The organism is Stenotrophomonas sp. 278 (genome assembly GCF_003935715.1).
GTDB classification, from domain to species: Bacteria; Pseudomonadota; Gammaproteobacteria; order Xanthomonadales; family Xanthomonadaceae; genus Stenotrophomonas; species Stenotrophomonas maltophilia_AH.
In genome coordinates, this window is sequence record NZ_RHPP01000028.1 from 1 (window position 1) to 17,550 (window position 17,550).

The window sequence follows — 17,550 nt, forward strand, 5'->3', positions numbered from 1 at the left end:
GGCCACCACACCGCCCAGCGGCGACGGCTACGCAAGCAGCGCGGCAGAGGCGCAACAGGCGCAGCAGGCATCCAAGCGCAGCGTCGACGACGTGAAGCAGCAGACCGCGACGCTGTTCACCCGCCGCTTCACGCTGGAAAACAGCCTGAGTTATGCGCGGTATGACCGCAAGCAGGTCACCCTCAATGGCTTCCTGGCGCTGGATGCGATTTTCCTCGGCAATATCGCCATCGAGAATGTCGAGTCCGACACGCTGACTTACAACCTGGCGGCGCGCTGGGGCGTCACGCCGAGCATGACGCTGAATCTGGATGTGCCTTATCTGGCGCGCAAGACCGTATTCCAGAAGGGCGGGGCAGGCGGGTCCGCGGCGGCCATCGCGCAGGAGGAAACCAGCGGCAACGGCTTGGGCGACATCAGTCTGAGCGGCAACTGGCGCCTGAACCAGGAGAAAGGGCGCTGGCCGGAAACCGTGCTCAACGTTGGCGTGACCGCGCCGACCGGTCAGGAGCCCTATGGCGTGGACTGGAAGGTGCTGGAGCGTGACGAAGACGACTTCATCCGTTTCGCGGTGCCGGGTGATCAAGCGACCGGCAACGGTGTATGGCAGGCCAGCCTCGGGCTCTCGGCGGTGAAAACCGCCGACCCGGCCATCCTGTTCGCCAACATTGGTTACATCCATTCGTTCGAAGGAAGTTTTGACGACCTCGACGGCAATCCGGATACGGTGAACCCCGGTGACGTGAAGCTGGGTGGTTCGATCTACTTCGGTGCCGGCGTGGCGTTCGCCTTCAACGAGCGCACCAGTCTGAGCATGTCCTTCAGCGACAAGCTCAGCCGGCGTGCGTCGACGCGTTACAAGGGCGGTCAATGGGTGAAAGTGATCGGCAGTGATGCGAATGCGGCCACGCTCAACCTGGGCATCACCTATGCGCTCAACCGCAACACCACGCTGGTGAGCCAGCTGGGGATCGGGCTGACCCCGGATGCGCCGGACTTTACCTTGGCCTTCAGGATTCCGTATATGTTGTGACGCCGTCCGGGCTCTTCTTCGTTTCGGGGGCATGCGTTACCGGATGCGGGTTGTTCCAGTGCCGTCGTCTGTCGACCGACGCTACCAACACCCGCACGCGGTTCCGGTAGCGTCGGTCGACAGACGACGGCCGTGAAATGGCCAGCGTTCGGTAACGCATGACAATGGATCGAGGCCGCCGCCAATTCTGATCCCCAACCGTGCAATCCAAAGCGGTCAGCGCAATTCTGGCAGGGCGAGCTGGTGTTTGCGGCAGAGGCGGTAGACGGTGACGCGCGAGACCTGCATGGTGCGCGCGCAGGCGGTGATGTTGAAGTCGTTCTGGCGCAGAGCGCGCAGCAGCGCGTCGCGTTCGGCGGCCTGGCGTGCGTCGTGCAGCAGTCGTTGCGGGATCTCGATGCCTTCCGGGGACAGTTCCAGATCCGACACCGTGATCAGTTCCGATTCGCTCACGATGGCCGCGCGCTGCACCCGGTTCAACAACTCGCGCACGTTGCCCGGCCAGCGGAACTGCTGCATTGCCTGCAGTGCCTGGCGACTGAAGCCGCGCGCGCGGGTCACGTGCCGCTGGCGGAAGCTGGCCAGGAAGTGCTCTGCCAGCAAGGTGATGTCGCTGCCCCTGTCGCGCAGCGCCGGCAGCGGAAGTCGCAGCACGTTCAGACGGTAGAACAGATCGCGACGGAACTGTCCGCGTTCCACCGCCTGTTCCAGGTCCACGTGGGTGGCTGCGATGACCCGGACGTCCACCGCCAGCGGCTGATTGCTGCCCACGCGCTCGATCGTTCCCTCCTGCAGCACCCGCAGCAGGTTGGTCTGCGCATCCAGCGGCAGGTCGCCGATCTCGTCCAGGAACACCGTGCCGCCACTGGCCGTCTCAAACAGGCCCAGCCGCCGGTTCGCCGCCCCTGTGAATGCGCCACGTTCGTGGCCGAACAGTTCCGACTGCACCAGCGCTGCCGGAATCGCCCCGCAGTTCACCGCGAGGAACGGTCGCGCGTGCCGCGATGACAGCGCGTGCAGCGCATGCGCCGCCAGTTCCTTGCCAGTGCCGGTCTCGCCGGTGATCAGTACCGGCAGTTCCACCGGCGCGAACTTGCGCAATGCCGCGCGCGTCACCTGCAGCGCCTGGCTGTCGCCGATCAGCGCCTGCGCCCCGGAAGGCGGCTGCAGGTGCTGCTCGTCGCCGAGTTCCTGCAGGCGATGCACCAGCCGGGAAACGTCCAGGGGAGCGCTGAAGGTTTCCGTGCAGCAGGCGAGCAGCGGCTGCCATTGCGGATGCAACGCGGCGGTACCCGAGGGCAGGATGGCCACAACCCGCAGATGGCGATGCTGGTCGAGCACCGCCTGCAGGTGGGGCAGATGGGACGCGGTTACGCAGCGCAGGTCCAACAGCCCGACCACCAGGTCGTTGCCGCGCATGCCGATGGCGACTGCGCCGTCGGTCGCCACCCCGCGTACCTGCCAGCCAGCGGCGGCCAGCGCCGTGCGTTCTGCTGCCAGTGGTTGCCCAAACCAGATTACACACCGGGCCGGAATTTCAGGGACTGCCGCCATGCGTCACCTTCACGGAAAGGTATCCGGGCGGAGTCTCCTGTCCAGCGCTACCCGGCGTGCCGCCCCACGCCGGGTACCACCGCTCCGCCGTCAGGGCGGAGTGGGTTGTGCAGCCTGTAACGGTGAAGCCGGGAATGCTTCGGGAACAGAAACAACAACGCGCGATCAATCCCGCAGCGGCCATCACGCGTGCAAAGAAAAAGGCCGCTGCACGGCAGCGGCCTTCAGGATTCAGCCAGGGAGCCTGAAGCGGCTCAGAGCTCGACGCGGCGAGCCTGCATGAACTTGCCGCCCCAGTAGCCGGTGATCAGGCTGTCCACGCGGACGTCCTTGCCAGTGCTCGGCGCGTGCAGGAAGCGGCCTTCGCCGACGTAGATGCCGACGTGATCAACCCGGCCCTTGCGGCCGAAGAACACCAGGTCACCTGCGGCCAGCGCGTTGCGATCGTTGATCAGCTGGGCTTCGCCATCGCGGGCCATCTCGCGCGAGACCCGCGGAAGCTCGATGCCCAGCGCGGTACGGAACACATAGCCGACCAGGCCGCTGCAGTCGAAGCCGCTGTCCGGCGAAGTGCCGCCCCAACGGTACGGCGTGCCGAGAAGCGTCATGGCGCGGCGCAGGACCGACTGGACCTTTCCGTTTTCGGCCGGGTCAGCGGCCACGATGGTGCCGTTGGAGGCGTCGTAGTTGGCCAGCAGGCGGCTCAGGTCACCGGCGACCATCGCCGAGCGGTCCATCAGCGGAATGGTGTCGTTGGCTGCCAGGTGCGGCAGCAGCGCCGCCAAGGTGGCGCTGGCGGCCGCATCGGTACGGCTGCGGACCGGAGCATCCGCCTTGGGCTTGACGGCAGCGGCCACCTCGGCCGGGCCGACGGTCGCGATTGCAGCGGCCTCGGTCGGGGCCGTCGGGGCGGTCTGCGCCCAGGCCGGAACACTGGCCAGGCAGAGGGCAAAAGCGAGAAGAGCGGGGCGGGCGATACGCCGCGGGGTGGCGGTCTGGCCTTGGCACATCAGGTCGGATGTCGTCACGCGGCGATCACTGAATAAAAACGATGGGTGATGATGCCGTGGAAAGCGTGTGATTAGGTACAAATTTCGTTAATTTTTCGTTTAACCACGCGTGATGGAAGTCACAGTTTCGACGCTTCGCCCTGTTCAGCTTAGTGCAGAACGCGTTTCGCGCCGGTGTAGTGGTCCTTCCAGTAGCTTCCGCCCAGCGAGTCCAGACGGACGGTGCCCCCGGTGCTCGGCGCGTGCACGAAGCGGCCCTCGCCGACGTAGATGCCGACGTGGAACACGTTGCCGCGGTTCCCGAAGAACACCAGGTCGCCCGCTGCCAGGCGCCTGGGATCGATCTTCGGGCCCTGCACGGCGGCGAGGTCGCGCGACGTGCGGGGCAGCTTCAGATCGACCATCTCGCGGTAGACATAGGTCACCAGGCCACTGCAGTCGAAGCCGGATTCGGGCGTGTTGCCGCCGTAGCGGTAGGGCGTGCCGACCAGGCCAATGGCGCGCATCAGCACCGCGTTGGCGGCCTGCGGGTTGTTCGGGGTGACCGTGGGCCAGACCTGGGCGGAGGCGGGCGGCGTGGAAGATCGGGTGGATTTACCGCCGCCACAGGCGGCCAGCAGGGCCAGTACGGAGATCAGCGCCAGCTGGGCCGGCAGGCGGGTCAAGCGCGAAACTGGCGTCAGCAGCATGATGTCCGGATAATGCGCGGCCTTGGAAGTCGCCATGATGGCGGCGTAACCGGCGGGCGACAACCCGTCCCACCCGTCTGCCCCGGCAGTCCCAGCACAAGAGTTCCGTATGAAGATCGCAAAAGACAGTGTCGTCCGCTTCCATTACACCGTGGCCGAGCAGGGCCAGGATCCGATCGAAAGCTCGAAGGATCGCGAGCCGCTGGCAATCCTGATCGGCCATGGCAACATCATCCCGGGCCTGGAAAACGCCATGATGGACAAGGAAGCCGGTGCCAGCTTCGACGTCGACGTGAAGGCCGCTGATGCCTACGGCGAGCGCCGCGAAGGGCTCACCCAGCGCGTGCCGAAGAAGCACTTCGGCAACGCCAAGCTGGCTCCGGGCCAGCAGGTGGTGCTGCAGACCAACTTCGGCCCGCGTGCGGTCACCGTCGAAAAGGTCGGCATGAGCGTGGTCGACGTTGACCTGAACCACCCGATGGCTGGCAAGGACCTGCATTTCTCGGTCGAGATCGTCGACGTGCGCGAAGCCCAGGCCGAAGAGCTGGAGCACGGCCACGTGCACGGCGACGGCGGTCACCAGCACTAAGCACCTGCTGCCGGGCAAGCCCGGCACTACGGTCGGTTGCTGAATGTAGAGCCGGGCTTGCCCGGCTGCCTTTTGGGTTGCCGGGCAAGCCCGGCACTACCCGCCCCGGTCCATGAGTGCCCTGTGAATCCAGCGACTTCTTCCCTGCAGCCGGTGACCGGCAGCGACCGTATCGAGGTCCTCGACATCCTGCGCGGCGCAGCCCTGCTGGGCATCCTGCTGATGAACATGGAAGCGCTGAGCGGTCCGCTGGACCTGGCCTTCACCGGCATCGACCCGCACTGGCAGGGTGCTGACCGCTGGGCCGATGCGTTGATCTACGTGCTGGTGCAGGGCAAGTTCTTCACGTTGTTCTCGCTGCTGTTTGGTGCCGGTTTCGCCATCATGGCGCAGCGCGCCGAAGCGGCGCGGCGGGACTTCGCCCCGTTCTACCTGCGGCGCAGTGGCGGTCTGCTGCTGATCGGGTTATGCCACGCCCTGCTGGTGTGGTCGGGCGATATTCTCGTGCTCTATGCACTGATGTCGCTGCCGCTGCTCGCGTTCCGCGAAGCGCCGCCGCGCTGGCTGCCCGCGATGGGGGTCATGACGTATCTGTTCTCGGCGGCGCTGATGGTGACCATGGGGCTGGTGATCAACATGGCCGCGCAACCCGGACCGGCAGGCAGCGCCTTGTCCGATGCGGCGGCGGCGGGGCAGCGTGCGGTGGAGCTGCAGCGCCAGGCATATGCCTGGGGCAGCTGGACCGACGCCCTGATGCAGCGTGTGCACGACCTGCGGGTGAATCTGGGCGGCATGCTGGTCGTGGGGCCTGAGGTGCTGGGCATGTTCCTGATCGGAGCCGGGTTTGCACGCAGCGGAGCGCTTGCCGCACCGGAGCGTTTTCCCACGCTGTATGGCCGGTTGCGCTGGGTGGCGCTGCCGGCAGGTCTGCTTCTGATGATTTTCAGCGCCTGCTGGGTGCCGTACGTGGCTCCCGGCACCTTCACGCCTGCCAGCGGTTTCGCCTACGCGCTGTCGTCGGTGGCCGGGCTGTTGATGAGCCTCGGCTACCTGGCCTGGATCGTACGCGCGCGCGCGCGCCTTCGCGTGCTCGCTCCGGTGGGGCGCATGGCCCTGACCCAGTACATCGTGCAGTCGCTGGTGGGCACGTGGATCTTCTACGGGTATGGGCTTGGGGCGTTCGAAAGTCTTCCCCGCGCATGGCAGATCCCGTTCGCGCTGGCGTTGTTCGCGTTGCAGGTCGTGTTTGCGCGATGCTGGCTCCAGTACTTCCGGTTCGGCCCGCTGGAGTGGCTGTGGCGGGCCATGACGTATGGCCGTTGGCCGCCGTTGCGCCGCGCCGCTGGCACGCAGTGACGCGCGTGCTCACGCCGGACGTGCCCCCGACCATGGCATGCTGCCGGTGCCATTTCCGGTGGGACATTTTCAATGAGCATGCAATACGACTATGACCTGATCGTGCTGGGCGGTGGATCCGGTGGACTGGCTGCCGCGTTCCGCGCTGCGCAGCACGGCCGCCGCGTGGCCATGCTGGAGCCCGGCGAACTGGGCGGCACCTGCGTCAATGTCGGCTGCGTGCCGAAGAAGGCGATGTGGCTGGCAGCGGATCTGTCCGAGCGGGTCGGGCTGGCCGCCGCACTCGGCTTCGACGTGCCGACCCGACCGACGCTGGACTGGAAGGAACTGGTGGTGCATCGCCAGGCCTACATCGCCAACATCCATGCCAGCTATCTCAAGCGCCTGAACGACAACGGCGTGGTGCGCGTGCCGCGCAGGGGCCGGCTGGTGGACGCGCATACCGTGGAATGCAGTGACGGCGTGCGCATCAGCGCCGCACACATCCTGATCGCTACCGGCGCGTACCCGCAGCGCCCCGATATTCCCGGCGCGGAGCTGGGCAAGGTGTCCGACGATTTCTTCCATCTGTGCAGCGCGCCTGCCCAGGTCGCCATCGTGGGCGGCGGTTACATCGCGGTCGAACTGGCGGGGTTGCTGCAGGCGCTGGGCAGCCGGGTGACGCTGCTGGTACGCGGCGACCGTCTGCTTGAGCGCTTCGATGCCGAGCTGACCGCGCAGCTGGCCGAAAACCTGTGTCACCAGGGGGTCAAGGTGCATTTCAACTACCGCCTGCGCGAACTCCGCCGCGACGGCGATGCGGTCATCGCCTACGGACATGATGGCCCGCGTGATGGCCGCTTCGACGAGGTGTTCTTCGCCACCGGTCGCCGCGGCAACAGCGCTGGATTGGGGCTGGAAGCGCTTGGGATCGCGATTGGTGAAAAGGAGGAGGTCGTGGTTGATGAATGGCAGACCACGGCCGTGCCCAACGTGCATGCCGTGGGTGACATCGCCGGCAAGGTCGGATTGACCCCGGTGGCCATAGCTGCTGCACGCAAGCTGATGGACCGCCTGTTCGGCGACCAGCCGCAGGCGAAGATGGATTACGAGAACGTCGCCAGCGTGGTGTTCTCACATCCGGCCCTGGGCGCGGTCGGGCTGAGCGAGGAAGACGCGCGCGCACGCTTTGAGGATGTGCGCGTCTACCGCAGCAATTTCCGCCCCATGCTGCAGGCGCTCGCCAACGGCAGCCAGCGCAGCATGTTCAAGCTGGTATGCGTGGGTGAGGAGGAGCGCGTGGTGGGCGTGCACCTGCTCGGCGAGGGAGCCGATGAGATCCTGCAGGGCTTTGCCGTGGCGGTGAAGATGGGTGCTACCAAGGCCTGCTTCGATGACACCGTGGCGATCCACCCCACGAGCGCCGAAGAGGTTGTGCTGATGCGATGAACGACCACGCGTTGCCCACTTCTTCCTCGCGTATCGCCGCCTCCGGCGTTGCGTTGGCCGCCATCGGCGCGATCACCGCGTCAGGGAAAGCGGTGATCGTCAAACTGGGTTATCGCCATGGCGTGGACGCGACCACGCTGCTGGCGCTGCGCATGCTGATGGCGTTTCCGGTGTTTGCCCTGCTGGCGGTCTGGTCGGCGCGACGCGCCACCGCGCTTTCGTGGGCCGACCGCGGGCGCGTGCTGTGGCTCGGCTTCACCGGGTATTACCTGTCCAGCCTGTTGGACTTCCAGGGGCTGCAATACATCAGCGTCACCCTGGAGCGCTTGATCCTGTATCTCAATCCGACCCTGGTGCTGCTGATCAGCCTGGTGCTGCTCAAGAAAAAGCCGGGTCGCTGGCAGCTCGTGGCGTTGGGACTGAGTTATCTGGGCGTGCTGCTGGCGTTCGGCCATGACCTGCAGATGGAAGGCGGGCGTATCGTGCTGGGCAGCGCGCTGGTGTTTGCCAGCGCCCTCAGCTACGCGCTGTATCTGTTCGGCAGCGGGCAGGTGGTGGCGCGCATCGGAGCCATCCGCCTGACCGCATACGCCAGTTGCGTGGCCTGCGTGCTGTGCGTGCTGCACTTTGCCGTGCTGCATCCGCTGCCGGCGCTGCTGCTGGCCCCCCCGCCGGTGTACTGGCTTTCGCTGGTCAACGCCACCGTCTGCACGGTGCTGCCGGTGGCGGCGATCATGCTGGCGGTCAGGCGTATCGGCTCGTCGCTGGCCGCGCAGGTGGGTATGCTCGGCCCGGTATCCACCATTGTGATGAGTCTATGGCTGCTCGACGAACCCATGGGGCCCTGGCAGATCCTGGGGACGGTGCTGGTGCTGGTCGGCGTGCTGCTGGTCAGTCGCGTTCGCGCGTGACACCGGCTGTTGCAGCCGACGAAGACGCGGCGGCGCGGGCGCGCGAGCGTATTCTGGCGGTCATCCGCGCCATTCCCCGGGGGCAGGTGATGGGGTATGGCCAGGTGGCGGCCAAAGCCGGTCTGCCGGGCCGTGCACGACTGACCGCACGCGTGTTGGGGATGAATGACGACCCGGACCTGCCCTGGCACCGGGTGCTGCGCTCGGACGGGCGCATTGCGATGCCGGAAGGCTCGCGTGGCTGGCGTGAACAGAGCCAGCGGCTGCGTGCCGAGGGCGTGGTGATGGAGCGCGGCCGGGTCAAGCACATGCCGCGCGGCAGCGGAGATGATCTCGACGCGGCGGTGTGGGGGCCGGGTTGAGCGATTATGATGGGCGCGGTTCCAAAGGATGCTCCCATGTTCCCGCGACTGCCCACTGTCACCAAGGCCCTGCTGATCGCCAACGCGGTTCTGTTCCTGCTGCAGCAGCCCTTCCTGCTCGGTTACGGCACGTTCGAGCCGTTCATGCTGCAGCCGCTGCGCAGCTTTGATCCGTTCTCGCCCGGTGGCAACTTCCAGCCATGGCAGCTGCTGACCTACGGCTTCCTGCATGGCAATCTCATGCACCTGCTGTTCAACATGCTGGCGCTTTTCATGTTCGGCTCGCCGCTGGAACAGACCTGGGGTGAGAAACGCTTCCTGATTTTCTATCTGGTCTGCGTCGCCGGTGCGGGTCTGTGTCAACTGGCAGTCGGCGCGATGATGATCGACCCGGCACCGGTCCTCGGCGCTTCGGGAGGCGTGTTCGGACTGCTGCTGGCCTACGGCATGCTGTTCCCGAACCAGCGCGTGATGCTGCTGTTCCCGCCGATTCCGATGAAGGCGCGCACCTTCGTGATCGTGATCGGCCTGACCGAACTGGTGTTCGGCGCAACCAGCTGGCAGCCGGGCATCGCCCACTTCGCACACCTGGGCGGCATGCTGTTCGGCTGGCTGCTGATCCGCTACTGGCGTGGTCAGCCACCCTTCAATCGCCGCCCGCCCGGCGGCGGACCGCCGAAACGGCCGAATCATCTGCGCAGCGTCAAATGACGTAACCGCGCGACGTAGAGCGGATCGCGCAGCCACATACAAGGACGACAGCGCTTGAAGATTCTGATTCTGGGGGGATACGGCGTATTCGGTGGACGACTGGCGCGCCTGTTGTCGGATCTGCACGGCCTGGAACTGCTGATCTGCGGACGCAATCTGCAGGCAGCCCAGGCCTTCTGCGACAGCTACAGCGGTGCTCCCACGGTGCGCCCCCTGCGCCTGGACCGCGCAGCGGTGGCCGCTGCCCTTGAAGCCGAGCGACCTGCCCTGGTGATTGATGCCTCCGGGCCCTTCCAGGACTATGGCGCGCAGGGCTATCAGGTGGTCGAAGCCTGCATTGCGGCGCGTGTTCCCTATCTGGACTTCGCTGACGCCGCCGACTTCGTTTTCGGTATCGATCGCCATGACGCGCAGGCAAAGGCCGCCGGCATCTTTGTACTGTCCGGGGTCAGCAGCTTTCCCGTACTGACCGCCGCAGTGCTTCGCGAAATGGCCAAGGTCATGGAACCGCAAATCGTCGAAGGCGGGATCGCGCCTTCACCGTATGCCGGTATTGGATTGAACGTGATGCGTGCCGTGGTCGGTTACGCCGGCGCTCCGGTGAAGCTGCGCCGCAGCGGGCAGCCGGGGCAGGGCACAGGGCTGGCGGAGAGCCGTCGCTTCACCGTGGCCGTGCCGGGCAGGCTGCCGCTGCGCAATCTGCATTTTTCGCTGGTCGACGTCCCCGACCTGCAGGTGTTGCCGCCGGAACATGCGGGCATGACGGATATCTGGATCGGTGCCGGTCCGGTCCCCGAGATACTGCACCGGATCCTCAACCTGCTGGCCAAAGCGCGGGCGCGCTTCCGGCTGCCTTCGCTGGAGCCGCTGTCACCGCTGTTCTACACGGTATTGAACCTGATGAAGTTCGGCGAGCATCGTGGCGGCATGTATGTACGGGCGCGGGGCCAACAGGCCGGCGTGCCTGTCGAGCTGAGCTGGCATCTGCTGGCCGAGGGGGACGACGGTCCGTACATTCCGTCGATGGCGATCGAGGCGCTCATCCGCAAGTGGCTGGCGGGGGAGCGCCCGGCCGATGGCGCTCGTCCGGCAACGCACGCGCTGGAACTGGCGGACTACCAGGCGCTGTTCGTGGGCCGTTCGATCCACACCGGTTTCCGTCGCGAGCAGCCGCATGCGGCGCTGTACCCGTACCTGCTCGGCACTGCATTTGAAATGCTGCCACCACAGGTGCAGGCGCTGCATCGCGATGCGCAGCCGCGGCACTGGCGTGGCCAGGCCGATATACGGCGTGGGCGTGGGGTACTCGCGCGCATCATCGCTGCTGTGATCGGCTTCCCGAAAGAGGGCGAAGCGGTGCCGGTGACGGTGTCGTTCGCGCCCGAGCGCGGTGGCGAACGCTGGACCCGGGACTTTGGCGGACGCCGCTTCTCTTCGTGGCAACGACGTGGCGAAGGCCGTAATGACTATCTGCTGGTCGAACGCTTTGGGCTGATCGACGTGGCGATCGCGCTGGTGGTGGAGGGCGACCGGCTGTGCCTGGTGCCGCGGCGCTGGTCGCTGCTGGGCGTGCCGTTGCCGAAGTGTCTGCTGCCCAAAGGCACCACGTTCGAGACCGAGCGCGACGGGCAGTTTGTGTTTGATGTGGAGATTGCTGCGCCGCTGATCGGTTTGATCGTCGGCTATCGGGGCAGGTTGAACCCAGCGTAGAGCCACGCCCTGCGTGGCTTCGCGGTGCCGGACACGTTCACGCAGCCACGCAGGGCGTGGCTCTACGGCAATCAAACAAAAAGGGCACCCGAAGGTGCCCTTTTCGAATCAACGCCAGATCTTGATCTGGTCGTTCTCCACCCGCTGCATCGGCTGGCCAGGCTTGCAGGTAAAGGTGGCCCCGAACGCCGGCAGGTTGGACAGCGGCCCATTGGTGCGCCAGCGGCCCGGCGCACGGATGTCGGCGGTCAGGCGCTGGGCGGCTTCGTTGGGCGACAGCTGTTGCGGCCACAGCGCCGCCCAGGCGCGGAAGAAGCCCTGCTGCTGGGCCGGCTTGGCCTTGGGTTCCTGTGCCTGATAAGCCGCCCAGGCCAGTTCGACGCCGGCGATGTCGGCCAGGTTTTCTTCCTGGGTCAGCGTGCCGTTGACCTTCGCCCCCTTCACGCCGGGGAAGTCGTACGCGCCGTACTGGGCGGCCACGCGGCTGCCGAGCAGGGTCCAGGCGGTCTTGTCGGCAGGCGTCCACCAGCTGCGCAGTTCGCCCTTGGCGTCCACCAGCGCACCCTTGGCGTCGACGGCGCGGTTCAGCTCATGCGCGACCAGCGCGCCGAAGCTGCCGAATTTGTCGGCAGCATCGGCCTTGGCGTTGAACACCGGGCCCTGCAGGGCGGCGGCGGTGACGATCAGGCGGTTCTGGGCGATGTCATAGGCCAGCGACGGCTGCTGCGGCAGCACGTCCCAGCGACGGTCGGCGTTACCCTTGCCGATGCGCTTCATTTCTTCGCGGTGACGCCAGGTCGAGGCGATCAGCATGTTGCCGCCGAAGCTGCCACGGCCCATCGGCTGCACGCTGTAGTCCAGGTCGCGCAGCGGCGTGCCGATCTCGATCTTCAGCGCGGCCAGCTTGGCCTGGGCTTCGCTCTTGGCTTCGGCGCTCAGCCAGCTGCTGTTCTTGACCGCGTCGATCTGAACTTCGCGCACCTTGTCGACAATCCAGGCGGCCTGGCGGCGATCTTCAGCAGACAGGTGGCGGGCGGCGTACTCGCGGCCGACCATCGGGCCGGCGGCGACGTTGATGGCGTTGAGCACCTGTTCCCAGCGCGCCGGGGCCAGGGTTTCGCCACGGATCACGCGGCCACGGAATTCAAACTCGGCGTCGCGGTAAGCCTTGGACAGGTACGGGGCCATCGCATCGCCGACGCGCCAGCGCAGGTAGGCCTTCCACTGGTCCGGCTTGATCCGCGTGACCATGCCGTCCAGCGCCTTGAACAGGTTCGGATCCGCCAGCGACACCAGGTCGTCATTGACGCCCTGCACCTTCAGGAAGGCATCCAGCTGCAGGTTCTTGTAGCGGCTGTTGAGGTCCTTGGTCGAGATCGGCGCGTAGTTGTTGAACGGATTGTTGATGCCGGCCAGCGACTGCGCGCTTCGTGCCAGTTCGGTTTCCAGTGCGATCACCGCCTGCGCTTCTGCATCCAGCTTGGCGGCCGGGGTGCCGGTCAGCGCCAGGATCTGCTTGACGTAGTTGCGGTAGCGGCCCATCAGCGCGACGGTGTCGGCGTCAGTGCGGGTGTAGAAAGCCGGATCCGGCAGGCCCATGCCACCTTGCATGAAGTAACCGATATGGCGGTCGAGCGCCTTCAGGTCCACGTCCGGGGCGAAGTTGAAAGCCACCGGAATGCCTACCTGGTGCAGCGCGGCGATCGAGGCCGGCACATCCTTGGCCTTCTTGATGGCATTGATGCGGGTCAGCAGCGGGGCGATCGGGTTGGAGCCATCGGCTTCCACTGCGGCTTCATCCAGGCCGCTGGCCCAGAAGTCGCCCAGCAGTTTCTGGGTGTTGCCCTGCGGCGACTTCATTGCCGCGTCCAGCAGTTCTCGCTGCTGCAGGCGGGTGCGCTCGGCCAGCTGGCCCAGCGCGGTGGTCGCGCCGGTCTGTGGTACCGGATTGGCCTTCAGCCAGCCGGCGTTGGTGGCGTCGTAGAAGTCGGTGCACTGCGCGCTGGCGGCCGGGGTACGGGCGGCCTTCTTCTTCGGCGCGGCGGAGGCATCGGTAATCACCAGGGACGCCATGCCCAGACCCAGGGCAATGGCAAGCGGACGAAGGTTGGGCATGCGAAACAAATCCGGTCGGATTGAAGACCGCAGAACTATACCAAGCCCGCATGAAAACTCCGCATGCCGCAAAAACAAAGGCCCGGGATTCCCGGGCCTTTGCATTCATACAGACCTGAAAGCGCTTACCAGATCACAACCTGCTGGTCGCCGGCGCGCACCATCGGTGCGCCGGGCTTGCACTCGAACGCCGCGGCGAACGCCGGCAGGTTCGACGGCGCACCCATGGCGCGGAACTGCGCCGGAGCGTGCGGGTCGGTGGCCAGGCGGACCTTGGCGTTCTCCGGGGTGTACTTGGTACGCCACACCGTGGCCCAGTTGAAGAAGAAGCGCTGGTCACGGCTGAAGCCGTCGACCTTCGGGTCTTCCTTGCCGGCCGACGCCTTCTGCAGCGCGTCGTAGGCGGTGGCCAGGCCGCCCAGGTCGGCGATGTTCTCGCCCAGGGTCAACTTGCCGTTGACCGCCTGGTCGCCGACCTTGTACCCGTCGAACTGCTTGACCAGCTTGCCGGTCAGGCCGCTGAAGTTCCTGGTGTCGGCGTCGGTCCACCAGTTCTCGAAGTTGCCGGTCGGCCCGAAGCGGCTGCCCTGGTCGTCGTAACCGTGGGTCATTTCATGGCCGATCACCGCACCGATGCCACCGTAGTTGAGCGCGTCGTCAGCCTTCGGGTCGAAGAACGGCGGCTGCAGGATGGCGGCCGGGAACACGATCTCGTTCTGCAGCGGGTTGTAGTACGCGTTCACCGTCTGCGGGGTCATGCCCCACTCGGTCTTGTCGACCGGCTTGCCGATCTTGGACAGGGCGAACTTGTAGTTGAACTCATTGGCAGCGCGCACGTTGCCGAAGTAGCTGTCGCGCTGGGTGCTCAGGCCGCTCCAGTCACGCCACTTGTCCGGGTAACCGATCTTCGGGGTGAAGGTTTCCCACTTGGCAATCGCCTTGGCCTTGGTTTCGTCACTCATCCAGGTCAGCCCCTGGATGCGCTCCTTGAGCGAGGCGGCCAGGTTCTTGACCAGCTCTTCCATCTTGGCCTTGGATTCGGGCGAGAAGGCGACCTTGACGTACAGCTGGCCGAAGGCTTCGCCGGCGTCGTTTTCAATGGTGCCCAGCACGCGCTTCCAGCGCGGCTTCTGTTCCTTCTGGCCGTTCAGGGTCTTGCCGTAGAAGTTGTAGCTCTCATCGGCAAAGGCATCGGCCAGGTACGGCGACGCTGCGTCCACGGTATGGAACCGCAGGTAGGAACGCCACACCGACGGGTCGGTATCACCCAGCGCCTTGCTCACTTCCTGGTGGAAGGTCGGAATGGCCAGCGAGAACTTCTCCGGTGCGGCAATGCCCTGGGCCTTGAAGAATTCGGTCCAGCTGAAGTTCGGGGTCAACTTGTCCGCGTCGGCAACGCTGACCGGGTTGTAGTACAGCGACACGTCGCGCGAAAGCTGCTCGCTGGACTTGGAGGCCTTGGCCAGCCGGGTTTCGAACTTCACCACTTCTTCGGCCTGCTTGGCCGCGTCGGCGGCAGCGATGCCGGACAGTTCCAGCACCTTGGCCACGTGGGCCTGGTAGGCCTTCAGCTTGTCGGCATTCTTGGCGTCGGTGTAATAGGTGGTATCCGGCAGACCCAGGCCGCCCTGGCTGGCGTAGGCGATGTTCTGCGAGGAATTCTTGAAGTCCGCTTCCGGACCGAAGCCGAACAGCACGTTCTGGCCCTTGGCCGCGGTGCTGCGCAGGTAGCTGGCAATGGCGTCCTTGTCCTGCAGGCCGTCAATGGCGGCCAGGTCGGCCTTGATCGGCTCGATGCCCTGCGCGTTGATCTTGGCTTCGTCCATGCCGGTGGCCCAGAAGTCGCCGACGATCTTCTCGATGCCGGTCGGGTTCTTCACCGCCGCGACCTGTTCGGCCAGCTGGTGCTGCACGGCCACCGAACGCTCGTCCAGAATGGTGAAGGCCCCCCAGCTGGTGCGGTCGCCCGGAATTTCATTGGCCGCCAGCCACTTGCTGTTGACGTAGTCGCCGAACGCGGTGCAGGCGTCCAGGCTGGTGTCCAGGTCGGACTTGTGGAAGGCGTTGTACGCCGGCAGCTTGGCTTCGTCCAGCTTGAACGCGGTTTCTGCCGGAGCGGCGGCCGGCGTGGCGGTGGAGGCCGCGCTGTCCGTAGCCGGGGTTTCATTCTTGCCGCAGCCGACCAGCGCGGCCGAAACGGCCAGGGTCAGCAGAACCATCTTGGGAATGCGAGCGATCACGTGGTGGGCCTCCAGGCCGTATAGACATGCATAGGGTGCTCCTTGCCGGAGCGTGGGGCAGACGATACGCCGCTGGCCCGGCCTGCAAGGGTGTCGAAGGTCATGGGCGAAGGCAAGCGAGGGCATGTGAACGCGCCGGCGGGGCGACAGCGCAGGTCCGGGCGGTGTATACAGCCACGATGAGCAAAGCCACTTCGGGTGTGTGGGACGCGGTCATCATCGGCGGCGGGCACAACGGCCTGGTCTGCGCGGCCTACCTGGCCCAGGCCGGAAAACGCGTGCTGGTGCTGGAGCGCCGCAGCGTGGTCGGCGGGGCGGCGGTCACCGAGGAGTTCCACCCGGGTTTCCGCAATTCGGTCGCCTCTTATACGGTGTCGCTGCTGCAGCCCAAGGTGATTGCGGATCTGAACCTGGCCGCGCATGGATTGCGCGTGGTACCGCGCCGGATCAACAACTTCCTTCCGCTGGACGGTGATTACCTGCTGGCAGGTCCGGGTCGGACGGCGGCGGAGGTCGCGCGCTTCTCCGTGCGTGATGCCGCCCAGCTGCCGTTGTTTGAGCAGCGCCTGGAGGCCTTCGCCGATGTGCTGCGCGATACCGCGTTGCAGGCACCGCCCAACGTGGGCGAGGGCAGCTGGCTGCGGCAACTGCCTGAGCTGTGGCGGGCGGGTCAGCTCGGTCGCCGTCTGCACGGTTTGGAGCCAGCGCTCCGGCAGGAGCTGCTGGACCTGTTCACCATCTCTGCGTCGGAGTATCTCGACCGCTGGTTTGAAAGTGAACCGATCAAGGCGCTGTTTGGATTTGACGGCATCGTTGGCAACTACGCCAGTCCGCACGCGCCGGGCACGGCCTATGTGCTGTTGCATCACGCCTTCGGCGAAAGCAACGGGGTGGAAGGGGCATGGGGTCATGCGATCGGCGGCATGGGCGCAATCACCCAGGCGATGGCACGCGCCGCGCAGGCGGCGGGTGCCCGGATCCAGACGAATGCAGGCGTACAGCGGATACTGGTGGAGCAGGGTCAAGCGGTGGGTGTGCAGACGACGGATGGCGAGATCATCCGCGCGCGTGCGGTCGTGGCCAACGTCAATCCCAAACTGCTGTACGAGCAGTTGTTGTCGCCCGGGCAGGTGCCGTCAGCCACCCGCGAACGCATGGCCAACTGGCGGTGCGCGTCCGGCACCTTCCGCATGAACGTGGCGCTGTCGGCGCTGCCGGATTTCACCGTGCTGCCCGGGGCAGGCGACCATCTCACCGCCGGCATCATCATCGCGCCCACGCTGGCCTATATGGACCGTGCCTACAGTGACGCCCGTGCGCATGGCTGGTCGCGCCAGCCGATCGTGGAGATGCTGATCCCCAGCACGCTGGACGATTCGCTGGCACCCCCCGGCCAACATGTGGCCAGTCTGTTCTGCCAGCACGTGGCACCCGTGCTTCCAGGTGGGCGTAGCTGGGACGATCACCGTGAGGAGGTGGCGGAACTGATGCTTGCGACGGTGGAGCAGCACGCGCCGGGTTTCAGCCAGCTGGTGCTGGGCCGACAGGTGCTCAGTCCGCTGGATCTCGAACGCACATTCGGTCTGCTGGGTGGCGACATATTCCATGGCGCGCTCAGTCTCAACCAGCTGTTCAGTGCCCGGCCGATGCTGGGCCAGGCAGACTATCGCGGCGCGCTTCCGGGGCTTTATCTATGTGGATCGGGCACACACCCGGGGGGCGGGGTGACGGGGGCACCCGGGCACAATGCGGCGCATGTGATCCTGGCGGATCTATAGCGCCATCGACCTGGAAGGGCAGCCAGGCAGCGCGGGACGCAACGCGGCTGAATGAATTCATCTT

14 protein-coding genes are annotated in these 17,550 nt (G+C 66.0%); 9 read left to right on the forward strand and 5 right to left on the reverse strand.

What is annotated here, in order from left to right; translation table 11 throughout:
- Positions 1–1,033 (forward strand): hypothetical protein (locus EGJ34_RS06925; protein ID WP_125359766.1); only part of this gene is annotated, 1,033 nt, incomplete at its 5' end.
- Between the two features lie 216 nt (positions 1,034–1,249).
- On the opposite strand, the gene EGJ34_RS06930 is transcribed toward EGJ34_RS06925, so the two are convergent.
- The 3 genes from EGJ34_RS06930 to EGJ34_RS06940 form a co-directional block, all read right to left on the reverse strand.
- Complete coding sequence (locus tag EGJ34_RS06930) at positions 1,250–2,587, reverse strand: sigma 54-interacting transcriptional regulator (protein WP_125359767.1); 1,338 nt, start codon at positions 2,585–2,587, stop codon at positions 1,250–1,252.
- A 254-nt stretch (positions 2,588–2,841) separates the two neighbouring features.
- Positions 2,842–3,597, reverse strand: a complete 756-nt coding sequence (locus EGJ34_RS06935) for a C40 family peptidase (protein ID WP_185750091.1) — start codon at positions 3,595–3,597, stop codon at positions 2,842–2,844.
- 149 nt (positions 3,598–3,746) lie between these two features.
- Positions 3,747–4,322: a C40 family peptidase gene (locus EGJ34_RS06940; RefSeq protein ID WP_185750089.1), complete on the reverse strand. Its 576-nt coding sequence runs from the start codon at positions 4,320–4,322 to the stop codon at positions 3,747–3,749.
- A gap of 73 nt (positions 4,323–4,395) precedes the next feature.
- Here EGJ34_RS06940 and EGJ34_RS06945 point away from each other — a divergent pair, with 73 nt between their 5' ends.
- The 7 genes from EGJ34_RS06945 (at position 4,396) to EGJ34_RS06975 (ending at position 11,353) form a co-directional block, all read left to right on the forward strand.
- Complete coding sequence (locus EGJ34_RS06945) at positions 4,396–4,875, forward strand: peptidylprolyl isomerase (protein WP_125359769.1); 480 nt, start codon at positions 4,396–4,398, stop codon at positions 4,873–4,875.
- A 123-nt stretch (positions 4,876–4,998) separates the two neighbouring features.
- Positions 4,999–6,231, forward strand: a complete 1,233-nt coding sequence (locus EGJ34_RS06950) for a DUF418 domain-containing protein (RefSeq protein WP_125359770.1) — start codon at positions 4,999–5,001, stop codon at positions 6,229–6,231.
- Positions 6,232–6,303: 72 nt separating this feature from the next.
- Entirely contained in the window at positions 6,304–7,659 is a 1,356-nt protein-coding gene (gene gorA, locus EGJ34_RS06955; RefSeq protein ID WP_125359771.1) for a glutathione-disulfide reductase, read from the forward strand.
- Positions 7,656–8,570: a DMT family transporter gene (locus tag EGJ34_RS06960; protein WP_125359772.1), complete on the forward strand. Its 915-nt coding sequence runs from the start codon at positions 7,656–7,658 to the stop codon at positions 8,568–8,570. Before gorA ends, EGJ34_RS06960 begins: the two co-directional genes overlap by 4 nt.
- Complete coding sequence (locus tag EGJ34_RS06965) at positions 8,567–8,932, forward strand: MGMT family protein (protein WP_260476925.1); 366 nt, start codon at positions 8,567–8,569, stop codon at positions 8,930–8,932. Before EGJ34_RS06960 ends, EGJ34_RS06965 begins: the two co-directional genes overlap by 4 nt.
- 36 nt (positions 8,933–8,968) lie before the next feature.
- Positions 8,969–9,643, forward strand: a complete 675-nt coding sequence (locus EGJ34_RS06970; RefSeq protein WP_125359774.1) for a rhomboid family intramembrane serine protease — start codon at positions 8,969–8,971, stop codon at positions 9,641–9,643.
- A 54-nt stretch (positions 9,644–9,697) separates the two neighbouring features.
- On the forward strand, positions 9,698–11,353 hold the full coding sequence (locus tag EGJ34_RS06975) for an SDR family oxidoreductase (RefSeq protein ID WP_125359775.1): 1,656 nt from the start codon (positions 9,698–9,700) through the stop codon (positions 11,351–11,353).
- Positions 11,354–11,461: 108 nt separating this feature from the next.
- On the opposite strand, the gene EGJ34_RS06980 is transcribed toward EGJ34_RS06975, so the two are convergent.
- Both EGJ34_RS06980 and EGJ34_RS06985 read right to left on the reverse strand, forming a co-directional pair.
- The gene (locus tag EGJ34_RS06980; RefSeq protein WP_125359776.1) at positions 11,462–13,468 is read right to left on the reverse strand and encodes a M13 family metallopeptidase; all 2,007 of its coding nucleotides are present in this window, start codon (positions 13,466–13,468) and stop codon (positions 11,462–11,464) included.
- Positions 13,469–13,593: 125 nt separating this feature from the next.
- Positions 13,594–15,705 (reverse strand): M13-type metalloendopeptidase, encoded by a 2,112-nt coding sequence (locus tag EGJ34_RS06985; protein WP_185750092.1) that lies wholly within the window; start codon positions 15,703–15,705, stop codon positions 13,594–13,596.
- 29 nt (positions 15,706–15,734) lie between these two features.
- Here EGJ34_RS06985 and EGJ34_RS06990 point away from each other — a divergent pair, with 29 nt between their 5' ends.
- The gene (locus tag EGJ34_RS06990) at positions 15,735–17,486 is read left to right on the forward strand and encodes an NAD(P)/FAD-dependent oxidoreductase (protein ID WP_125359778.1); all 1,752 of its coding nucleotides are present in this window, start codon (positions 15,735–15,737) and stop codon (positions 17,484–17,486) included.
- The last annotated feature ends 64 nt before the right edge of the window (positions 17,487–17,550 follow it).

Bases quoted from the DNA above. Each gene is read 5' to 3' on its own strand.
- EGJ34_RS06930 (WP_125359767.1), bottom strand. From the start codon at position 2,587: ATGGCGGCAGTCCCTGAAATTCCGGCCCGGTGTGTAATCTGGTTTGGG.
- EGJ34_RS06935 (WP_185750091.1), bottom strand. From the start codon at position 3,597: ATGTGCCAAGGCCAGACCGCCACCCCGCGGCGTATCGCCCGCCCCGCT.
- EGJ34_RS06940 (WP_185750089.1), bottom strand. From the start codon at position 4,322: ATGGCGACTTCCAAGGCCGCGCATTATCCGGACATCATGCTGCTGACG.
- EGJ34_RS06945 (WP_125359769.1), top strand. From the start codon at position 4,396: ATGAAGATCGCAAAAGACAGTGTCGTCCGCTTCCATTACACCGTGGCC.
- gorA (WP_125359771.1), top strand. From the start codon at position 6,304: ATGAGCATGCAATACGACTATGACCTGATCGTGCTGGGCGGTGGATCC.
- EGJ34_RS06960 (WP_125359772.1), top strand. From the start codon at position 7,656: ATGAACGACCACGCGTTGCCCACTTCTTCCTCGCGTATCGCCGCCTCC.
- EGJ34_RS06970 (WP_125359774.1), top strand. From the start codon at position 8,969: ATGTTCCCGCGACTGCCCACTGTCACCAAGGCCCTGCTGATCGCCAAC.
- EGJ34_RS06980 (WP_125359776.1), bottom strand. From the start codon at position 13,468: ATGCCCAACCTTCGTCCGCTTGCCATTGCCCTGGGTCTGGGCATGGCG.
- EGJ34_RS06990 (WP_125359778.1), top strand. From the start codon at position 15,735: ATGCATAGGGTGCTCCTTGCCGGAGCGTGGGGCAGACGATACGCCGCT.